This window comes from Marinobacter subterrani (assembly GCF_001045555.1).
Classification (GTDB): Bacteria; Pseudomonadota; Gammaproteobacteria; order Pseudomonadales; family Oleiphilaceae; genus Marinobacter; species Marinobacter subterrani.
The window spans coordinates 1026893-1043153 of sequence record NZ_LFBU01000002.1 but is presented as its reverse complement, the minus strand read 5'-3'; the positions used below and the strand labels follow the sequence as shown (position 1 = coordinate 1043153).

General features: G+C 62.6%; 30 protein-coding genes, 1 other RNA gene and 1 pseudogene. 3 read left to right on the top strand and 29 right to left on the bottom strand.

Annotated elements, in window-relative coordinates:
• The 26 genes and pseudogenes from msub_RS20835 to msub_RS20670 all read right to left on the bottom strand — a co-directional run.
• Positions 1 to 707 (bottom strand): annotated as a pseudogene (locus msub_RS20835) (hypothetical protein); the annotation flags it as partial.
• Positions 704 to 832, bottom strand: coding sequence for a hypothetical protein (locus tag msub_RS22435; RefSeq protein WP_264750700.1), 129 nt, complete (start codon positions 830 to 832; stop codon positions 704 to 706). The pseudogene msub_RS20835 and the gene msub_RS22435, both read right to left, overlap by 4 nt.
• The gene (locus tag msub_RS21940) at positions 829 to 1137 is read right to left on the bottom strand and encodes a hypothetical protein (RefSeq protein WP_053077991.1); all 309 of its coding nucleotides are present in this window, start codon (positions 1135 to 1137) and stop codon (positions 829 to 831) included. Before msub_RS21940 ends, msub_RS22435 begins: the two co-directional genes overlap by 4 nt.
• A gap of 288 nt (positions 1138 to 1425) precedes the next feature.
• The gene (locus msub_RS21415) at positions 1426 to 1689 is read right to left on the bottom strand and encodes a phage protein Gp27 family protein (RefSeq protein WP_156182845.1); all 264 of its coding nucleotides are present in this window, start codon (positions 1687 to 1689) and stop codon (positions 1426 to 1428) included.
• A 136-nt stretch (positions 1690 to 1825) separates the two neighbouring features.
• Positions 1826 to 2185, bottom strand: a complete 360-nt coding sequence (locus msub_RS21935) for a hypothetical protein (RefSeq protein ID WP_048497972.1) — start codon at positions 2183 to 2185, stop codon at positions 1826 to 1828.
• Positions 2161 to 2412 (bottom strand): hypothetical protein, encoded by a 252-nt coding sequence (locus tag msub_RS20765; protein WP_048497971.1) that lies wholly within the window; start codon positions 2410 to 2412, stop codon positions 2161 to 2163. Before msub_RS20765 ends, msub_RS21935 begins: the two co-directional genes overlap by 25 nt.
• A gap of 14 nt (positions 2413 to 2426) precedes the next feature.
• Positions 2427 to 2699, bottom strand: a complete 273-nt coding sequence (locus tag msub_RS20760; protein ID WP_197083915.1) for a hypothetical protein — start codon at positions 2697 to 2699, stop codon at positions 2427 to 2429.
• Positions 2677 to 2925: a hypothetical protein gene (locus msub_RS21930; protein WP_197083914.1), complete on the bottom strand. Its 249-nt coding sequence runs from the start codon at positions 2923 to 2925 to the stop codon at positions 2677 to 2679. The genes msub_RS20760 and msub_RS21930 overlap by 23 nt, the downstream gene beginning before the upstream one ends.
• Positions 2926 to 2978: 53 nt before the next feature.
• Positions 2979 to 3167, bottom strand: a complete 189-nt coding sequence (locus tag msub_RS21925) for a hypothetical protein (protein WP_197083913.1) — start codon at positions 3165 to 3167, stop codon at positions 2979 to 2981.
• Positions 3155 to 3418, bottom strand: a complete 264-nt coding sequence (locus msub_RS20750) for a D-Ala-D-Ala carboxypeptidase family metallohydrolase (protein ID WP_227506875.1) — start codon at positions 3416 to 3418, stop codon at positions 3155 to 3157. Before msub_RS20750 ends, msub_RS21925 begins: the two co-directional genes overlap by 13 nt.
• Positions 3419 to 3506: 88 nt before the next feature.
• A complete protein-coding gene (locus msub_RS21705) occupies positions 3507 to 3650 on the bottom strand; it encodes a hypothetical protein (RefSeq protein WP_156182844.1) in 144 nt (47 codons plus the stop codon).
• A 58-nt stretch (positions 3651 to 3708) separates the two neighbouring features.
• A complete protein-coding gene (locus tag msub_RS20745; RefSeq protein WP_048497969.1) occupies positions 3709 to 4035 on the bottom strand; it encodes a hypothetical protein in 327 nt (108 codons plus the stop codon).
• Between the two features lie 180 nt (positions 4036 to 4215).
• Positions 4216 to 4521, bottom strand: a complete 306-nt coding sequence (locus tag msub_RS20740) for a Mor transcription activator family protein (protein ID WP_156182843.1) — start codon at positions 4519 to 4521, stop codon at positions 4216 to 4218.
• A gap of 163 nt (positions 4522 to 4684) precedes the next feature.
• Positions 4685 to 5050: a regulatory protein GemA gene (locus tag msub_RS20735; RefSeq protein ID WP_197083911.1), complete on the bottom strand. Its 366-nt coding sequence runs from the start codon at positions 5048 to 5050 to the stop codon at positions 4685 to 4687.
• On the bottom strand, positions 5047 to 5415 hold the full coding sequence (locus msub_RS21920; RefSeq protein WP_197083802.1) for a hypothetical protein: 369 nt from the start codon (positions 5413 to 5415) through the stop codon (positions 5047 to 5049). Before msub_RS21920 ends, msub_RS20735 begins: the two co-directional genes overlap by 4 nt.
• Positions 5412 to 5831: a hypothetical protein gene (locus msub_RS20725; RefSeq protein WP_048495451.1), complete on the bottom strand. Its 420-nt coding sequence runs from the start codon at positions 5829 to 5831 to the stop codon at positions 5412 to 5414. The genes msub_RS21920 and msub_RS20725 overlap by 4 nt, the downstream gene beginning before the upstream one ends.
• Before the next feature lie 3 nt (positions 5832 to 5834).
• The gene (locus tag msub_RS20720; protein ID WP_048495452.1) at positions 5835 to 6221 is read right to left on the bottom strand and encodes a hypothetical protein; all 387 of its coding nucleotides are present in this window, start codon (positions 6219 to 6221) and stop codon (positions 5835 to 5837) included.
• Complete coding sequence (locus msub_RS20715) at positions 6218 to 6466, bottom strand: hypothetical protein (protein WP_048495453.1); 249 nt, start codon at positions 6464 to 6466, stop codon at positions 6218 to 6220. Before msub_RS20715 ends, msub_RS20720 begins: the two co-directional genes overlap by 4 nt.
• A gap of 215 nt (positions 6467 to 6681) precedes the next feature.
• An RNA gene (locus tag msub_RS21400) (hammerhead ribozyme type II) lies at positions 6682 to 6744 on the bottom strand.
• Complete coding sequence (locus msub_RS20705) at positions 6743 to 6985, bottom strand: hypothetical protein (protein WP_048495455.1); 243 nt, start codon at positions 6983 to 6985, stop codon at positions 6743 to 6745. Before msub_RS20705 ends, msub_RS21400 begins: the two co-directional genes overlap by 2 nt.
• Position 6986: 1 nt before the next feature.
• Positions 6987 to 7604 (bottom strand): DUF3164 family protein, encoded by a 618-nt coding sequence (locus msub_RS20700; protein ID WP_319803343.1) that lies wholly within the window; start codon positions 7602 to 7604, stop codon positions 6987 to 6989.
• Between the two features lie 3 nt (positions 7605 to 7607).
• On the bottom strand, positions 7608 to 8000 hold the full coding sequence (locus msub_RS21695; RefSeq protein WP_156182733.1) for a hypothetical protein: 393 nt from the start codon (positions 7998 to 8000) through the stop codon (positions 7608 to 7610).
• Positions 7997 to 8635: a hypothetical protein gene (locus msub_RS21915; RefSeq protein WP_197083910.1), complete on the bottom strand. Its 639-nt coding sequence runs from the start codon at positions 8633 to 8635 to the stop codon at positions 7997 to 7999. The genes msub_RS21695 and msub_RS21915 overlap by 4 nt, the downstream gene beginning before the upstream one ends.
• A gap of 46 nt (positions 8636 to 8681) precedes the next feature.
• On the bottom strand, positions 8682 to 9317 hold the full coding sequence (locus tag msub_RS20680; protein WP_048495460.1) for a hypothetical protein: 636 nt from the start codon (positions 9315 to 9317) through the stop codon (positions 8682 to 8684).
• Positions 9318 to 9319: 2 nt separating this feature from the next.
• Positions 9320 to 10039 carry an AAA family ATPase gene (locus msub_RS20675; protein ID WP_048497967.1) on the bottom strand — a complete coding sequence of 240 codons (720 nt, stop codon included), beginning with the start codon at positions 10037 to 10039 and terminating at the stop codon, positions 9320 to 9322.
• Positions 10040 to 10081: 42 nt separating this feature from the next.
• On the bottom strand, positions 10082 to 12178 hold the full coding sequence (locus tag msub_RS20670) for a DNA-binding protein (protein WP_197083804.1): 2097 nt from the start codon (positions 12176 to 12178) through the stop codon (positions 10082 to 10084).
• 86 nt (positions 12179 to 12264) lie between these two features.
• Here msub_RS20670 and msub_RS20665 point away from each other — a divergent pair, with 86 nt between their 5' ends.
• Positions 12265 to 12528 carry a hypothetical protein gene (locus tag msub_RS20665; protein WP_048495462.1) on the top strand — a complete coding sequence of 88 codons (264 nt, stop codon included), beginning with the start codon at positions 12265 to 12267 and terminating at the stop codon, positions 12526 to 12528.
• Here msub_RS20665 and msub_RS20660 read toward each other — a convergent pair.
• Genes msub_RS20660 through msub_RS20650 form a run of 3 tightly spaced genes read right to left on the bottom strand, consistent with a single transcriptional unit; the run spans position 12509 to position 13709 of the window.
• A complete protein-coding gene (locus tag msub_RS20660) occupies positions 12509 to 12937 on the bottom strand; it encodes a hypothetical protein (protein WP_048495463.1) in 429 nt (142 codons plus the stop codon). The genes msub_RS20665 and msub_RS20660 overlap by 20 nt on opposite strands.
• A complete protein-coding gene (locus msub_RS20655; protein ID WP_048495464.1) occupies positions 12934 to 13371 on the bottom strand; it encodes a hypothetical protein in 438 nt (145 codons plus the stop codon). Before msub_RS20655 ends, msub_RS20660 begins: the two co-directional genes overlap by 4 nt.
• Positions 13372 to 13373: 2 nt before the next feature.
• Complete coding sequence (locus msub_RS20650) at positions 13374 to 13709, bottom strand: helix-turn-helix domain-containing protein (protein ID WP_053077943.1); 336 nt, start codon at positions 13707 to 13709, stop codon at positions 13374 to 13376.
• Between the two features lie 214 nt (positions 13710 to 13923).
• Here msub_RS20650 and msub_RS20645 point away from each other — a divergent pair, with 214 nt between their 5' ends.
• Positions 13924 to 14625, top strand: a complete 702-nt coding sequence (locus msub_RS20645; RefSeq protein WP_048495465.1) for a S24 family peptidase — start codon at positions 13924 to 13926, stop codon at positions 14623 to 14625.
• A 298-nt stretch (positions 14626 to 14923) separates the two neighbouring features.
• Positions 14924 to 16201: an O-acetylhomoserine aminocarboxypropyltransferase/cysteine synthase family protein gene (locus tag msub_RS20640; RefSeq protein WP_048497966.1), complete on the top strand. Its 1278-nt coding sequence runs from the start codon at positions 14924 to 14926 to the stop codon at positions 16199 to 16201.
• The last annotated feature ends 60 nt before the right edge of the window (positions 16202 to 16261 follow it).

The window sequence follows — 16261 nt, the reverse complement described above, 5'->3', positions numbered from 1 at the left end:
CCCGGCTGTCGATGGCCACGCCGCACAGCCTGGGCAGGCCGTTGCAACGGCGAACAGCACCTGTTCCTGCTGCTTGAACGGCACGTTGTGCATCTCCACCAGGAACGGCACCGTGCGGTGCAGGGTGGAGCCGATCTCCATGGGGCAATCACCGACAGGTCACCGCTGCGGGCAAAGTCCTGGCCCAGGGCATGGCGCGCTGCCGGTCCAGGGTGCGCAGCACGGGCTCCAGGTGCTCGCGGATCCAGTCGCCATGGCGTCCCGGCGGGCAGGTTCCGGCAGGGCGTTGAACTCGCGGGTACCGTCAAGCGCAGCACCGGGGCATCGGCCATGCAGGCCTCCACCTGTACCCGTGTCAGGTAGCTGCGCCACCCAGGGCCGGAATGCAGAAGCTCCTCGTCTTCGTTGGGCTTGTAGCGGTTGATCAGTTGCTGGCGCCACTGCACCTCCGCCTCGCGGGTCCAGGTCTGACCGGTGACCTGGCAGATGCGCCGGTACAGGCCATCGGCCAGGGCGTTGTCCAGGTCCACACGGTGCAGGCTGTAGTCGTAACGCCCGGCGCGGATGTCGTTGATCAGCGTATTTGAACGGGTTGTCCTCGCCGTTGTGGGTGCTGATGATGCGGATCTGGCCGCCCAGATGGTCATGGCCATGGCGGCCTTCAGCAGCTCCTCGATGTCGTCGACGAAGGCGGCCTCATCAATCACCAGGCGCTCACCGGGCGGCCCTTGGAGCGCAGGTTGCGCGGGTTGCTGGTGAACGCCTGGATCTGATGGCCGGAATCAAACTTGATAGTGTAGGTGAGGATCTGTTTGTCATCCGCTTCGATCACGGACTCCTCGATCTGGCTGGCAGCAGCCTGGTATGCCTTGGCCCAGCCGGCGCAGTCCTGGATAACCCCTGGGTCATCTCCTTGTTGTAGGAGATGTAATAGACGTTGGCGCCCTCGTCGCTGGCCGCGTACAGAACATCGTCAGCCGCCTCGGCGTAGGACAGGCCGATCCGGCGGCTTTTCTCAATCACCTTTACAGCGCTGTTATCCGCCACCCACTTCTGCTGGTAACCCAGCAGGATGGCAGCGGTGCTGACCGGCTGGCTCGCGTCGGCCACAGCCTGGGCGAGGGGCTTCTGGTTCATGCCATGCCCTCAAGAATGGCCGCACGCAGGGCGGCCACGCCCTCTTTGGACAGGCCCTGGGCCCGGGCGCGCTCTCGGCGCTCGCAGCCGCTTCTTCCGCCGCGCGTTCACGTTCCTGTTTGCGGATCTCCGCCTCGCGCTTGACGTTCTCGGAGCTGGCCCGCTCCAGCCGGTAACGGACAGGGACAGTTCCTTGACCATCTCAATCACCGCCGGCATGGACTCTTCAGTCAGCTCGCCTCCTGGAGCTTCAGCGCCAGGTCAAAGCCATGGAGCGGAGCATCTCGTTCACCAGGTTGCCGAGCTGGCCTGAGGCTGTGCACCCAGCTTGGCAATCCACATCTCCGCCACTTCGCGGCTCTGGCGCAGTTTCTCACCCACCTGGTTCATGCGCACGGCGTAGCGGTTGACGGCGCTCTTGCTCAGGCGCTCTTCGTGCCCTTCCGCTCCAGGATGTCGTTGATTCGCGCCGTGGCCTGCAACTGGGTAACGCGGGGTCGCGCAGCAGCGCTTGCAGCTGCTCGCGCACGTCGTCCGGCAGGCGCTCAACACTGCCCGGTCTCACTCGGCCCATGGTTCAGCCCTCCAGGCGCGGCCGCGCCACGCCGGCACGCGGGCACGGCCAGGGCCACGTCCTCGCCCCGGGCGGTCAGGCGCGCCACTTGAATGTCTCCGGCCTGTGTCAGCGTCACCAGTCCCTGTTCCTGAAGCCAGGCCAGCTCCGTGCGCAGCGCATCCCGGGACAGCTCATGCCCCACACTGCCAGAACACCCCGCAATACCGCCTCGTTGTGGCTGTATCCGGGTCTTCCTCCAGCGCCTGCAGGATTACCAGGCGTTGGTCTGCCGCTGTGTACTGGCGGTAATTCATGTGTCACCCGCTTCTCGTTTAACAGGTACTCATTGATCATGGCCAACTGCCGGTTCATGGCGACCATCTGGCCGCTCATGTTCTCCATTTGCTCAGCCACCCGGCTCATCCGTTTGTGGGTGATGGCCATGTCGTGGTGCGTGGGTACCACTGTCAGCTGGTGCTCCGCCACGTCCATCCGGCGCTCCAGGTGGCCAACCGGCTTTCCAGGTGACCGCGCTTTTCGTCATCATCGTCTTCCTTGTCGTCCATGCGCTGGGTGAGCGCTGCCGAGACCTTCTCGATGGCCCGGGCGTTCACCTTGCTGCGTTGGGTGATGTGGGTGTACACGGCCAGCAACACCAGCCCGATCAGCTGCAACAGATCCAGCCCGAGCTTGAGATAGCCGGGATCAACATCAACCACCCCATAACGTCCCCTTACTGCTGTGGCGTGTGTGTGCTCTGAATGATCGATTCCAGCAGCTCGGCGTAGTCGCGCCGTTGCCGGTCCCGGTTGACCAGTGCGGTGTAGGTTTCGTCGCTCAGGCACTGGAGCTGTTCGCCGCTGACGCTCGGGAGCTCCGGCCGGGGCGGCACTGGTAACGGTGTGGTGACGTACTCAATGGCCGCGTGGTGCAGCCGGTCAAAAGCACCACGAGAAATAACCACCAGCTCTTTACAAGTGTTCTCACCAGTGGCCCTCCAGGTCATCGCGTTTCTGCGTGTCCGGCTTTGTACGCTGCTCGCGCTGGCGTTTGCCGGTTCTGGCCATGGCCTGGGTGCGCTGGCCTGGGCATCGCTGGCCGCCCGGTTGTGTTCGGCCGTCGGGTTTCCGCCTGGCGGGTGGCCTTCTCAGCGTCGCCCGTTTTTTGAAGGCGTAGCCCAGGGCACCCAAAACCGCGATGGCGGCACCGATCAGCAGCTCAAGTATTCCCACGGCTGGCCTCCATGCTTTTCTGTTTCCACTCACGCCCACCCAGATGGCGAGGATCAGCGCCACAGCGCTGCCATAGACGCCGGCGTCCATTTGGGCATCTCGCCCAGCGGGCCCAGGGTCATGCCGGCAATCAGGAATTTAACGGTGACCACCAGCCAACTGATGGCCACGAAGGGCAGCGTGCGGCTGGGGTACCTCGGGTGTCGGGCCAGGCAATCATGGCGTTCTCCTATCCGCGCCAACGGGCGGGGCCGTTGGTGCGGGTGTCGATGTGGGTGAAGGTGTCATAGCGGCCGATGCTGAGATCGGGGTAGGTTTTCTCCAGCCACTGGCTGACCAGTGGCGGATCCACGCCTTCCACCTGGATGTCAGCGGCACGGCCGCGCAGGTGCTGGCTGTTCGGGCTACCGCCAACATTGGCGTTATGGGATTCACAGCGACAGCCACTGGTGATCGTGATCGGTGCGTTGAAGTGCTTGCGCACGTCCTGCACAACCGCAGCAGCACGGCGTCTACGGTGTCAAAACCACACCCGCATTTGCAGGCAAACTCGGCGCGCTGGAAGTTCTTGCTGATCTGGCTCATTGGCTCAGCTCCTTTTCGGTATCAATGAGGCGCCGGCCCAGTGCCATCAGCCGGCGCACCTCAGCCAGGTTGTTGGCCTTCTGAGCAGCGGCGATCTGGGCGCTCAGGACTTCGGCGAGTTCACACAGCAGGCAGGCCATCTCAATGGATGGCTTGGCCGGTTCTGGTGCGTTAGAGGTGTGTGTGGTGGCCGGGTGTCTAACGATTTTTCCACAGTGGGTTTGGCCTTGCCGGCAGCCAGGGCCAGCTGCTCACGTCCCCATGGGGTGAGCTGGAAGCCGGTGCGATCGGGTTGTCGCGCAATGGCTGCACGTCCAGGTAACCGGTGGTCTGAAGGCCGGCCAGGTTGTTGGCCACCTTGGCCTTGTCCTGTTCGTTGGCTGCGTTCATGGCCACGCAGATCAGAGGTCCGGGAACGGCCGTGCGGCGCTGGCGCTGAAGGTCCGCCACCGTATTGAGCAGGCGACGACGAGCCGCCACCCGGGGCAATACCGGTGATGCGTCGGTGGTGCAGGTTTCAGTCATGATCGCCTCGCCTGATCGTGGGTGGTCAGCAGTTCAGTGACCTTCAGGCTATCGGCGGGGCGCTATAAGGAGGGAATAAAGCGGATTATTAAATGCCAGCGGTTCAGGCATTTGTCGGAGAATAATTCGGGGGATAATCGGAAAAGAGAAAAGGCGTTGGCCGGGCGACTACCGCGCTGGCTAGTCGCCGAACAGCCCCGGTTGCAGGCGGGCGCGGATCATCTTGCGCTGGCGTGCCAGAATCGAATAAATCTGCACCTCGGTCAAGTGGTAGGCCTTGGCCAGCTCGCTGACGTTGGTGCCGTTGTGGCGCTCCCAGATCTCCCGGTCCCTCAAGGCCGTCTCCAGCTGCTCGCCCTTGGGCACATACAGGCTGCGGCCGCCGGCGAAACCGGCCAGCGCACGCACGGCCCGGAAGGCCAGCCGTCGGGCATCCGCCACCACGGCGCCATCCCGAACGAACGCGGCCTCCAGAATGCTCAGCATGTCGGTCAGCCCTGGGGCCACTTGGCCAGGATCTCCGGATCGTCCATGTATTCCAGCATAGAATCGTCCAGCTCGTCCTCGAATAGGGCCAGGGTTTGCTCATGGTCGTGATTACCCATTGATTCTTCTCCGTGTCGCCGTGCGTCTACCAGTAGTCCCTGCATCAGGCGGAATAGCTGGTCATCGTCCAGCCAGTCCACCCGATCCACCTGGAACATGCGCTGGGCCATGCGTCGGCGTAGGCCCAGGGCCGGCCCGCCTCGGCCAGCAGCGCTTCCACTTTATCCATCACCGCCTTGCGGCTGGGCGGGGTGCGTGGTTTCTTGCGGCCGGCTTTCTTGCCGGGCTTCGGCACCCAGCCCAGGCGGCGGAATTCATCCAGCACCTGGCTGAGCTGCCTCGCGTTCAAATGCTTGGCGCTGCGAACGCCAGCCACCCGGGCCAGCAGCGCCCGATAGGTGTCGTCGTCCATGCCCAGTTCTTTGGCCGCGATATGCACCTGCGCCAGGCCGCGTTGATTGATGCTCATGGCTGCACCCTTGCGGCAGCTCCGGCCTTACGGGCGGCGCGGGATGGCAATAGTGCATAGCAGGCCTTGCAGGGCTGCTGGCTGCGGCCGCCGGCCTGAAAGTAGAACTCTTTGTCGTCCGGCCAGAAGTCGTTGCACTTGGTGCAACGCAGCTCCTGCCCGAGTTCGGTATGGCGCAGGTTCTCGGCCTCCCATTCCAGCTTGCGGATCCGGCTGTGCAGCTTGTTGGCCACCGCTTTCTGCAGGCCTGGCACGTCCAGCGCCGCGCGGCACTCGTCCAGATCAAAGCGCTCGACGGCATAGATGCGATCGGCGGCGCTTTGGGGGCCGTAGCCGTGGTCATTGAGGAAGGGGTTGTCACTCACAGCGTGTCCTCCTGTTTGGCCGGCTTCAGTTCGAGATCCGGGAAGTGTTTCTTCAGGTGCCGTACCAGGCTCTTTGGCGTGTTCCAGTACGGCATGAAGGCGCAGGTTTGCAGGGCCGTCATCTCATCGGCGCGCTTCTTCCCGAACACCCGCTTCAGGCTTTTGTACTCGCTCAGCTTGTAAGGACGGGTGCGGTACGGCCGCCAGAATCGTGCTTGTGGGTGCTCAGGCTCGCCTTCCGCCGTAGCCTTGTACCACTGGCCTTCGATCCAGCCATCCACGTAGACCTCAACCACCAGGCGCTCTTTGTACAGGCGTCTCAAAAACGTCAATTCGTGGCCATCAGCGACAGCCGCCACGCTGCAAAAGAAACCTGACAGGCCTTCTTCCAATTGCTGCCACTTGTTGTTGCTCATAACTCAGCCTCTGATCGTGTAGTAAGTTCCATCGCCTACCCAAAAGAGCCCGTGCTTGTCTTTCAGGTCACAGACAAAGCTGATGCCCTCCATGGTCGGCTCCAAATTGAGCGCCCTTAGAGGCCAGCCTTCGTCTTCCCCGGCGTCATCAATGCAAATCATTCCGTGACGCCTCAAGAGCCCAGTCATTCTTCCGCAGAACCTGGAGTCAACCTTCAGGTACTTGGCTAGATTTTCTGGGCTGGCATTGCCGGCGATATCTCGGGCGTAAAAGATGACCATCAGCAAACGCACGCACAGGACACCTTCGTCCGGGCCGGTCCTAAAAGGCAGCAAAGCGGATAGCCTTGCCAGGTCAACATATGTAGGTTCTTTTAAAATCTTGATCATGCTTCCTCCACCGGCAGCCAGCCGGCTTTGAGCCGCCGGACACCCTCGATCAATTCCGGATCGACGTCTTGCTGCTCCATCCGCAATACCAATTCGGTGCGAGCCTCAGAAAATCGAGTTGACATAAACTCCCAGTCCAGCCGGGCCTGCAACTCACCCGGGAAACGCAGGCCCCAGGGCTCAGCCTCCGCCGCCCTCAATTCGCCGCGATGTACGTCGACGTCATCAAATCCATACACCTTCATGTCCGCTTCCTCTTTCCTTAGTGCCAGGCGTGAACGCTAATCACGACGGCAACTACTGCCCCGAATACGACGCACCATGCGGCCTGCTTTCGAGCGAAGTACTTGCCAGCGTTGAATCCTCGGGCGTACGCCTTGTCCTCTGGCGTCTTTGCAAGGTGCACCCGCAGCTCGTCAGTCAGTCGTTCCATATCAGGCATCGCTCGGCACTCCGGTTTGTTTGGCTGCTCATCAGTACCAGGCCACCACGCCTGGCAGACGCCCCGTAGGGCGTTTCGCTTAGTGACTCTTGGTAGTGGCCACCGGGCGAAGCAGTTGCTCTTCCTTCACCTTGAACATCTCGTGGATGGCGTCGCGTATGGCTTCCACGCCCACCAGTGCCAGGTGCTGCACGGCGGTTTCGTCGCTGCCCAGGCCCCGGTACTTGTCCGCGAAGCTCAGTCCCACCTGGACACCCTGATCGGTCGCCTCGATGGTGATGGTGGCCTGGGTGCCCATTGGCTTTTTCGGTTGCTCGCTCATGTCACACTCCCGCGATATCTAGGCTGATGGCTTTGTACTGGTCGGTTTCGCCCACGCGCTCATACAGGCGGATGTAGCTCTTGGAGCCGGTGACCTGCACCGCGTCGCTGATAGCGTCCATAGCCTTGAGCCAGCGCGCGTCGGAGATGTTCAGGCGGCGCAGGCCCAGCACCTGGCCGGTGCGGATGTTGCCGGCCTGGTCCACACGGAAGGCGTCCTGCACGATGGCGGCTACTTCAGGGCGGGCGTCGGCAGTCCATTCGGTCAGGCACTGGTCAATCAGGGCCTTGGCCGCCTGCAGGCGCTCATCAAAGCTGATGCTTTCCTGAATGGCGCGTTGGATCTTGTAGCGGCCGTCAAAGCTCACCAGCTGGACGTTGCCCTTGCGCCCACCCATCTGCACGCCGTACTCCTGGGCAGAGGTTTCCACGAAGGCGTGAATCTCGCTGAAGGCGTCGCCTTTGAAGTCCCGCAGCTCTTCCCGCAGGGCCTTGGCACGATCCACCAGGCCGTAGACCAGCTCGTCCGCAGCTTGTCCACTTCCTTGATTTGGTCCTCCGGGATCAGGCGGCCCGGGCGTCGGTGCGGTAGCCCTCAAGGTTCGGGCTCTTGTTGGCATTGCTCATGATGTTGCTCCTTTGGTTGTTTCAAGTGCCCGGGCGGCCGGGCGGGATTCGGAGATGGTGGGGTAGCTGCAGCGTGGGCAGGCGCCCTCGACCAGGTGATGGTCCACCAGGCCGCACCAGTCGCAGCGGCCCACGGTGGTGATGCAGTACATCGGGCCCTGCATGCTGGCGGCGGTGCGCACGCGCCCATCGGCGATCAGCCCGGCCAGGGCCCGGTCGACCGTCACCACCGGCAGGCGAGTGGCCGCGACAAGTTCCGCGCCAGTGGCACAGCCGCCGTGGGCTTGCAGGCACTCCAGGGTGCGCTCCCGGTGGCGCTGGCGGATCATCTGCTGCAGGAATCGCTCGTCGATCTCGACGGGGTACTGATCAAAGCAAACGATCGTCATGTGCGGCTCCATCCCGGCATGCCTGACGGCTTGCGGCGCGGGTGGCGGTGGTGGTGCAGGATCTCCACCACGGTGCCGTTGCGGCGCGGCAGGTGGTCTACCTCCGCTTCTACCGGCACGGGCACCTCAGCGGCGTCGATACGGGCTTGCGCCTGGCGCTGCTTTGGCAACAGCGGGAAGGGCTCGTCTGCCAGGTGTTCGTAGCGCTGCGGGTTGGCCAGGTACTGCTCCAGGCTTATGCCGTGGCCCTTCAGGTGCAGCTCCACGTAACGGTCGGCGTAGTGCTCAAGGTAGGGAACGCTATACATGGTTCTTGCCTCGCTCGGGGCCGGTGGCCGCCGCGTTGGGGTTGTTGGTGCAGCCCTGGCAGGTGCGCCAGATACGCATGGCCATCGGGTTGTGGGTGGGGGCTGGCCGCTCGCGGTAGGCCGGCATTGCTCCGTGGTGATCATCTTTCCCTGGGCCGGGCAGTGGATGCCGTCCAGGGCTTCGAGCACCCGGCGCTCCATGCGGTCAGTGCTGGGGCTGGAGTAGTTATTGGCCAGCAGCAGCGACACGGCAGTGCGCGAGATACCGATGCGCTCGGCGGTCCGGGTGCGGTTGCTGGCCCGGACTTCAGCGGCCAGCAGCTCCACCCAGCGCGGGGCTCCTCGCCCCAGGCGGAGATATCGACGGTGCGTTTCATGCGTCACCTCCGCCGTCGCGGCCGTGGCGGGTGTACACCACCTCGCCGGTGTTGGGGTCGAACACCTGTTTCAGGCGCTGGATCATCGGTGCGCGGGGCCCAGTCCAGCGGCTGGTAATCAGGCGGTACCGGGCGAACCGCCCGGGGCGGCCTGCGCGCACGGTTTGCAGGTACCCGGCGCCGGCCAGCATCACGCAGTATTCGTTGGCGGTTTTCTCGGCCACCGGGAAGTCCGGAGTGCTGGCCGCTCGGGCCAGATCCTGCGAGGTGAACTCGCCGATGATCTTGATGGTGCGCCACATCTGCTCGCGGCCTCGGCCCTGGGTGACTTCGGTGCCGTCCTTGCGAACCCGGGGGGCGTCCAGCCCGCAGTCTTTCACCAGCTCGTACTGCACCGATGGCCCCGGCGCGCCTTCGATGGGGCGCAGGTAGCCGGCGGCCACCAGGCCTGCCATGTAATCGCGCACTCGACCTTTCGGGGCCCACTCGGCACCCAGCATCCACACGTCGCGCACGGTGATCGGCTCGCCGCCCTTGTGCAGCTTGCGCATGATTTCCCACATCGACTGGCGGTCGCCCTTTGGCCCCTGGGCTTCCAGGTGCACGGGTTTGCGGGTGGTGGTCTTCGCCATGATCAACCCCTCCGCGCCGGCGGCTGACCGGTATGGATGGTGCGTTCACCCCAGGTGTCCAGGTCCACCCGCTCCCAGCCGTTGGCCAGTGCCTCGCTGTGGATCCGGTACAGGTTGACGGCCACCCGGCGCAGGCAGCCACGCACCCGGTCGTTCACGGCCTGCAGCAGATCGTCGTCCATGTCCACATCCGGGTAGCTGCGGCTGGCCAGCTCGCGCACGTCGTTCAGGCTGGCCTTCTGGGCAGGCACCCATTCCAGTACCCGGTTGTGCAGGCGCTCCAGGCGTGCCATGGAGGTAGGCACACGCTCCTCGCCGATCAGGATCAGGGTGCCCTGGCTGGCGTTGTAGATGTCGGTCAACACATTGGCGGCCGCCTTGTCGATCACGTACTGGACGTCGTCGACAATCAGCGGGCGAGCGGACCGGCTGAGCTGCTCGGCCACCTGGTCGACCATCTCGCTGAGGGTTTTCATGGGGATGATGCCCATCTCCCGCAGGATGGCGACCAGGAAAGCCTTTTTCGTCCAGCTCTCCCGGCACTCCACGTAGTAGGCGCGGTGCAGGTTGGCGGCGTAGGCGGCCGCCAGGGATTTGCCGTAGCCGCTCGGGCCGTACATCACCACCAGGCCGGGCAGCTCGGGGGGCCGGTTGGCCGCGCTCTCCACGGCGTGGGCGAGCAGGCCGACGTTGGTCAGTGGTACAATGGTGTTGACGCTCATATAAACTCCTGAGGTTTTTGCTTGGGTGTCAGGGCCATGCGCTTACATGGCCTTCCGAGTGCCGGCGGGCGCATTCCCGCTGGCACTCATTTCCATCACGCGCTGGATAGCGCGGAATCCGGTTGTTTTCGGGTAGCTCTCCCACCACTTCCGTTCAGCCTCGGCCAGCGTCTCGCCGGCGCTCTGGCGTTTATCCAGGGCGTGCCACAGGTGGTACCGCTGGGTGGGGTCTTCGGGTATCTGGAAGGTTTCGGCCTTCGGTGCCGCCAGTTCGCGGGCCTTGGCGCGGCCGGCTTCCAGCAGCTTTTCGTTGTCGTCATTGGCAGACAGGGGCTCGATCACGCGGATCTCCACGTCCTGGCCGGTGATGGTTTTGGCCTTGGTGCCCAGGCGGTTGAGCTGGCCTTTCACACGCTTGTCAGCGGCGCGCTGGATCATGCTCTGAGGCATTGCCGGGGTGGCGTTGCCGTTCAGTTCGGCCTCGCCCAGCAGCTCGCCCTCCAGGGTGAACACGCCCACGCGGGTCTCGTCGCGGTAATCCCAGGCCACCTTGACCTCTTCGCCGTGGAAGTCCCGCAGCAGGTCCAGGAAGTAAATGCCGCCGTTGATGCGCACTTCGCCCCGGTGCGTCTTGCGCACTTCCTGCGGCCGGGTGAGTGAGGCCACCAGGTCGGCCTCGGCGCTCACCGGCTCCCAGCCTTCCGCCTCGGCGCTGGCCAGCGCTTCCATGGGGCTCTGGTGGCGCATCCGGCCGGTCTCCAGATCGCGGATCTTGGGCAGCGACGAGTGCGGGGTGTGGTTGTAGCGCTCGACGGCGTCGCACAGGCCGTCGTAAAACTCCTGAAAGCTCGGTATGTGCAGCGGCTTCAGCCCGTTTTTGATGGCCTGGCGGGAGAGCTTGTGCACCCGGGTGGCGGCCTCTTTGTCCATGTCCGGGCCGATGTAGCTGTCCAGGGTTTTGGCGTAGCGGATCAGGATGGACTGGTGCGGCCGTTCGATGATGCCCCGGCCCTGGGAGTTGTAGGGCAGCGCGTTGGTGAAGGTGCCGCCCAGGCGGTCGACGACTTCCCGCACCGGGTCGTTGTCAAAGCCGGCGCCATTATCGGAATAGAACACGGCGAACATGCCGTTGCGGGTGATGCCGTCCCGCAGGGCGTCCAGGGTGGCCAGGATGGACTCGGCCAGGTTGACGGCAACACCGACAATGCGCTTGGTGCCCCAGTCGATCACCATGGTGATCTCCGGCTTGAAGGCCTGGCCGGTGATCGGGTTGATCACCTCGCTCTTGAAGGTGTGACCATCGCCCACCCACACATCGTTTGGCCACAAGTGATCGAAGGTGCGGCGCTTGAAAGGTTGAACCGCCTTCAGGTCACGCGGCCCCATGCGGCCACGCTCCCGGGCCTCCGGGCTCATCTTGCGCAATTGCCGGTACACCTGGTCGATGGATGGGTGCGGACCAGGTGAGCGCTCCACAAACATCTGGTAGGCCGCCGCTACCGGGGGCTTCTGGGGGCGCTGATAGAACTTGAGGAACCGGGGCAGCCACTCCGGTACGGTCATGTCAGCCTTGCGCCGCTTCGGGGCCAGGGCCCGCTCGCCGTGCTCCCGGAAGTCGGAGAGCCAGCGCTTGAGGGTGCGTTCGGACAGGTTGCGCGTGGCGGTCTTGCGATCATTCGCCAGCACCGCCCGCTCGGCCAGATACGGCGTTAGATCTCCCAGGGCCGCCTTGGCGACTAACGTTTGAATGGCCTTCTGCTGGGTGGTCAGGGTGCACAGCCGCTCGATCTCCCGCACGAGCGCCACCCGGGCGCCCATCACCTGCAGCTGGGTCTCGTTCAACTGCTCGTAGCTTTCCGGTTTGCGGGCCGGGGTCGGTGTGGCGGTGCTGGTCTGTACCGGATGGTCCGGCTCGGCGCTGTCCACCAGGCGTTCCAGCAGGGCGTCCCGGGTTTCCTGGGGGAGGCTGGCAAAGGCGTATTCGCGGCCACCGCCTTTGCCCTTGCGCTTTTTGAAGTCCCAGCCTTCCGCCTTGGCCCGGCGAATAAGCGCGCTCACGCTGGTGGGTACACCTGGCATTCCTGCCAGCTCAGCCGCCGTGAAATAAGACTGGACCATGGGAGACGTGCGGCAGTTCATGACCGATCCCCCCGGAATTGGCGGGGCTCACCCCTCCGCTATGGTTAGAGGTGCCAACCAAACCAACCAAGGCAAAAGGAGCCCCCATGGCAAAGGGAACAGATTTTGATATTGAAGAGATGCAGCGCACCCGAGCTGAGAACATGCGGACTGCCGCTGCTGGCGTGTGGCACTCATACTTCGGCCAGTGCGTGGAGAAGCTCATGATGAAAGGTCGACCAGTAACGAAAGAGGCCGTTATCGCTGAGCTGCAGGCTGAAATAGAAGGGCGGCCAGAAAACTCGGATGCCCGGATCATTGCCGAAACGGTCTTACGCAAGGTCGAGAGCATTACTTCCGATCCTTCTTAACATCACCCGAAAGGGAGTTGAAAAGTCCGGCCAGTAACTTTTCTGGCTGGGCTCTCGTCAGAGCTGCCTGGTGCAATATCCGGATGCTCACGGACTGGTCAGTGATCCCCCAGCTCTCATAGGCATACTTGGACATTTCTTTCAGGGCCCAAGTGGCAGGCCCCCAGGTAAAGTCGCTGGCCTCCTGAGGCGCTGCGGTTAGAGCCTCATCGATAATCTGCCCAGCCCTTTCAAGCAGCTTGTAGGGGCCAGACTTCTGTATCCGTACACTGAACTCGACAGCGGTCATGCCCTCTGCGATAGCCTGAGATATAAGGTCACTCATGACCTGTATGGCTTCTTCGCTTCCGAGGCAGGCAGCGACCGCGAATGCCTGGTGGTGATCTTTCGTCAGGTCAGACTGCTTCATTCCTCTTCTCCCATCAGTCGCTTCAGTTCCTTCATGTCGTGCTGCAGCCGGTCCTTCATCTGCTGCATCTTTCCGTACTGCGCCGCCAGCGCCTCTTTTCCGTAGGCCACACGGCCGCCGCGCATGTGCACCATCCAGTCGGTAAAGGCGTGGGTGTGGCACACCTCTTCCAGCAGCGGAACCCGGTACAGCGGAATGTTGTGCTCGCTCCGGCCCGGGCTCGACCAGGCATCCAGCATGTGCTTGGACACGTCGTCGCCAGACAGCCGGCTCATCTGGGCCGCGATCTCGTAACGATCGTGTGGGGAGTGCTTCAAGACAGCGCCCACCAGCTCGCTTACCTGGGCGGCATAGTTTCCACTGCCTGGCAGCGGGACCACCGGCTGGGGCACCTCGAAGATGTCAATCGTGGCGGTGTCTTTGACCCTGCGCATATTTATGCGCTCCGCGCCAGTTGACAGTGCGCGATAGCGTTAGATTTTGTATGCTTAGTGCATACCTGCTCCTTGCGTTCTCCCACATTCGGACGTTCGCGGAGCGGCGCGCCGTGCGGATGCCAGCGGTCGGGCCAGATGTCCTGGGGAGCCAGTTCCAGCTTCCGGGCAATGGCCCGCTCAACACGCGGGTACCGCACGCGCTTGACGTTATTGACAGACTGCCTGGAAACGCCCAGATCCTGGGCAACCTTGGCAAGGGACGATCCACGCATACGGAGCTGGAATTTCACCCACTCCCACAGCAGTTCTGGATCGGTCGGAATCTTGGTTTTCATGCGTCACCTCGGTGGCGTTTTTTTGGGTCGTCTATCGTGTTCTAGGAAATAAACATAGCGCGGATTTATGTGTCGTGCAAGCGGATAAAAGTGCATTAGCTTCAGATAAAAGAATATCTGCATTTTTATGTGTGCATCGCGTCAAAGTTCGAGGCGCGCCATTTACTGGCCGCCTTTAATTTATTTGCATTTTTTTCAATGCTTTAGGGTAACTATGACGGAGCAAGCAGGAGAAATAGACGACGTCAAAGTTGATACAAACAACTTTGACGCATTCAGGGAGCGCCTAAAAATCGCGATGGGTTCCGATAGCGCGCGCGTTTTTGCGCGCAAGTGCCGACTCTCAGAAGGTGCCATACGCAGTTATCTGAGCGGCGAGACCTTCCCGACACTCGATCGCCTGGCGATGATCGCCTCGGCAGCTGATGTTGGTGCCGACTGGCTGGCGTTCGGCTTCAGCAAGGAGGAATTGAAGAGGGAGGTGCCACAACCTGCAGGCATGGAAGACTACGCCTTCGTGCCGCTCTATGATGCCCAGTGCAGCGCCGGAGACGGCGCCTGGAACGAGCACTCCAGGGTACTGACCCACCTGAGCTTTACGCGCTACAGCCTGCGCAAGAAAGGGCTGACGCCGGAGCAGCTCTCCGCCATCCGCATTGACGGCGACTCCATGGAGCCGGTACTACACAGCGGCGACACGGTCCTGATCGACCACACCAGGACCACGATTGAGGGCGAGGGCATCTACGTGTTGCGCCTGGACGATCACCTCTACGCCAAGCGCCTGCAGCGCAATTTCGACGGCGTGGTGATCATCAGTGAGAATAAACAGTACCAGCCCGTCACAGTCCCCAGGGACAGGCTGAACGAGCTGGAGGTAATAGGCAGGGCGGTGTGGTCTGCGGGCTGGCTTTGATCATGACGCCTGGCGTTTTTTCTGATCAGGCCTCGACTCAATTCTGTTTCTGGCCTCGAACAGAATCGGCGCTCTGATCAAGTGCCAAACATCGCGCCAAACTTGAGAGCTTTGATGATATATCGGGCTTATTGTGATTGGCGCTACATTTGGCACAAGCTGGCCGCCCGGTTACTTCTAAATGCCTGATGTGCTTGAATTCTCCCCATTCAATCCCGCTGATTCCCAGCTAATCCCGGTTGTGCCAAACATAACCCTAGTTCACACAAAGAACAACACACCAGCAAGGACCGTTGACATGAAACCGGAAACCCTCGCCCTGCATGCAGGCTTCAAGAGCGACCCCACAACCCGGGCGGCGACCACGCCGATCTACCAGACCACCTCCTATACCTTCGACGACACCCAGCACGGTGCCGATCTGTTCGACCTGAAAGTTCAGGGCAACATCTACACCCGCATCATGAACCCGACCAACGCGGTCCTGGAAGAACGGATGGCCGAACTGGAAGGTGGCGTGGGCGCCCTGGCCGTGGCCTCTGGCATGGCCGCCATCACCTACGCCCTGCAGACCATCTGCAAGGTGGGCAACAACATCGTCAGCACCAGCCAGCTCTACGGCGGCACCTACAACCTGTTTGCCCACTCCCTGCCGAACCAGGGCATTGACTGCCGGATGGTGCCCCACGATGATTTCGATGCCGTGGAAAAGGCCATTGATGACAACACCCGGGCCCTGTTCTGCGAATCCATCGGCAACCCGGCGGGCAACGTCGTGGACATCCAGCGCTGGGCCGAGATTGCCCACAAGCATGGCATTCCGCTGATGGTAGACAATACCGTCGCCACGCCGTTCCTGTGCCGCCCCTTTGAGCACGGCGCGGACATCGTCATCCACTCGCTCACCAAATACATCGGCGGCCATGGCACCACGGTGGCAGGCGTGGTGGTGGATTCCGGCAAGTTCGACTGGAAGGCCAGCGCCGACAAGTTCCCGATGCTGAACGAGCCGGACCCGTCCTACCACGGCGTGGTCTATACCGATGCCCTCGGCCCCGCCGCCTTCATTGGCCGCTGCCGTGTGGTGCCGCTGCGCAACACCGGTGCCGCCCTGGCGCCGTTCAATGCCTTCCTGATCATGCAGGGCCTGGAAACCCTGGCGCTGCGTATGGAGCGCCACTGCGAGAATGCCGAGAAAGTCGCCAACTTCCTGCAGAGTCATCCGTCGGTGGAATGGGTGAACTACGCGGCTCTGGGCAACAGCCCATACAAGGCTACCTGCGACAAGATCTGTGGCGGCAAGGCTTCCGGTATCCTGAGCTTTGGTATCCAGGGGGGCCGGGAAGCCGGCGCCAGATTCATTGATGCGCTGGACCTGATCCTGCGCCTTGTGAACATCGGTGACGCGAAATCCCTGGCCTGCCATCCTGCCACCACAACCCACCGCCAACTGAGCCCGGAGGAACTGAAAAGTGCCGGGGTGAGTGAGGACCTGGTGCGGCTGTCGATCGGCATCGAGCATGTCGACGACATCATTGCCGACATTACCCAGGCCCTGGACAAAGCCCGGGCTTGACCACGGTCAACCGGGTGCGACCAATGTCGTACCCGGGACCCTCGTGATTGCCCCTATCTG

Excerpts from the sequence above, each read along its gene's own strand:
- msub_RS20760 (WP_197083915.1), bottom strand. The coding sequence starts at position 2,699 with ATGACCTGGAGGGCCACTGGTGAGAACACTTGTAAAGAGCTGGTGGTT.
- msub_RS20660 (WP_048495463.1), bottom strand. The coding sequence starts at position 12,937 with ATGAAGCAGTCTGACCTGACGAAAGATCACCACCAGGCATTCGCGGTC.
- msub_RS21940 (WP_053077991.1), bottom strand. The coding sequence starts at position 1,137 with ATGAACCAGAAGCCCCTCGCCCAGGCTGTGGCCGACGCGAGCCAGCCG.
- msub_RS21935 (WP_048497972.1), bottom strand. The coding sequence starts at position 2,185 with ATGGACGTGGCGGAGCACCAGCTGACAGTGGTACCCACGCACCACGAC.
- msub_RS20675 (WP_048497967.1), bottom strand. The coding sequence starts at position 10,039 with ATGAGCGTCAACACCATTGTACCACTGACCAACGTCGGCCTGCTCGCC.
- msub_RS20700 (WP_319803343.1), bottom strand. The coding sequence starts at position 7,604 with ATGCCAACAAGAGCCCGAACCTTGAGGGCTACCGCACCGACGCCCGGG.
- msub_RS20705 (WP_048495455.1), bottom strand. The coding sequence starts at position 6,985 with ATGAGCGAGCAACCGAAAAAGCCAATGGGCACCCAGGCCACCATCACC.
- msub_RS21705 (WP_156182844.1), bottom strand. The coding sequence starts at position 3,650 with ATGGCCTGCCTGCTGTGTGAACTCGCCGAAGTCCTGAGCGCCCAGATC.
- msub_RS20740 (WP_156182843.1), bottom strand. The coding sequence starts at position 4,521 with ATGCTGAGCATTCTGGAGGCCGCGTTCGTTCGGGATGGCGCCGTGGTG.
- msub_RS20680 (WP_048495460.1), bottom strand. The coding sequence starts at position 9,317 with ATGGCGAAGACCACCACCCGCAAACCCGTGCACCTGGAAGCCCAGGGG.
- msub_RS20745 (WP_048497969.1), bottom strand. The coding sequence starts at position 4,035 with ATGACTGAAACCTGCACCACCGACGCATCACCGGTATTGCCCCGGGTG.
- msub_RS20655 (WP_048495464.1), bottom strand. The coding sequence starts at position 13,371 with ATGCGCAGGGTCAAAGACACCGCCACGATTGACATCTTCGAGGTGCCC.
- msub_RS20650 (WP_053077943.1), bottom strand. The coding sequence starts at position 13,709 with ATGAAAACCAAGATTCCGACCGATCCAGAACTGCTGTGGGAGTGGGTG.
- msub_RS20645 (WP_048495465.1), top strand. The coding sequence starts at position 13,924 with ATGACGGAGCAAGCAGGAGAAATAGACGACGTCAAAGTTGATACAAAC.
- msub_RS20640 (WP_048497966.1), top strand. The coding sequence starts at position 14,924 with ATGAAACCGGAAACCCTCGCCCTGCATGCAGGCTTCAAGAGCGACCCC.
- msub_RS20720 (WP_048495452.1), bottom strand. The coding sequence starts at position 6,221 with ATGATCAAGATTTTAAAAGAACCTACATATGTTGACCTGGCAAGGCTA.
- msub_RS21695 (WP_156182733.1), bottom strand. The coding sequence starts at position 8,000 with ATGACGATCGTTTGCTTTGATCAGTACCCCGTCGAGATCGACGAGCGA.
- msub_RS20735 (WP_197083911.1), bottom strand. The coding sequence starts at position 5,050 with ATGAGCATCAATCAACGCGGCCTGGCGCAGGTGCATATCGCGGCCAAA.
- msub_RS20665 (WP_048495462.1), top strand. The coding sequence starts at position 12,265 with ATGGCAAAGGGAACAGATTTTGATATTGAAGAGATGCAGCGCACCCGA.
- msub_RS20670 (WP_197083804.1), bottom strand. The coding sequence starts at position 12,178 with ATGAACTGCCGCACGTCTCCCATGGTCCAGTCTTATTTCACGGCGGCT.
- msub_RS20715 (WP_048495453.1), bottom strand. The coding sequence starts at position 6,466 with ATGAAGGTGTATGGATTTGATGACGTCGACGTACATCGCGGCGAATTG.
- msub_RS20725 (WP_048495451.1), bottom strand. The coding sequence starts at position 5,831 with ATGAGCAACAACAAGTGGCAGCAATTGGAAGAAGGCCTGTCAGGTTTC.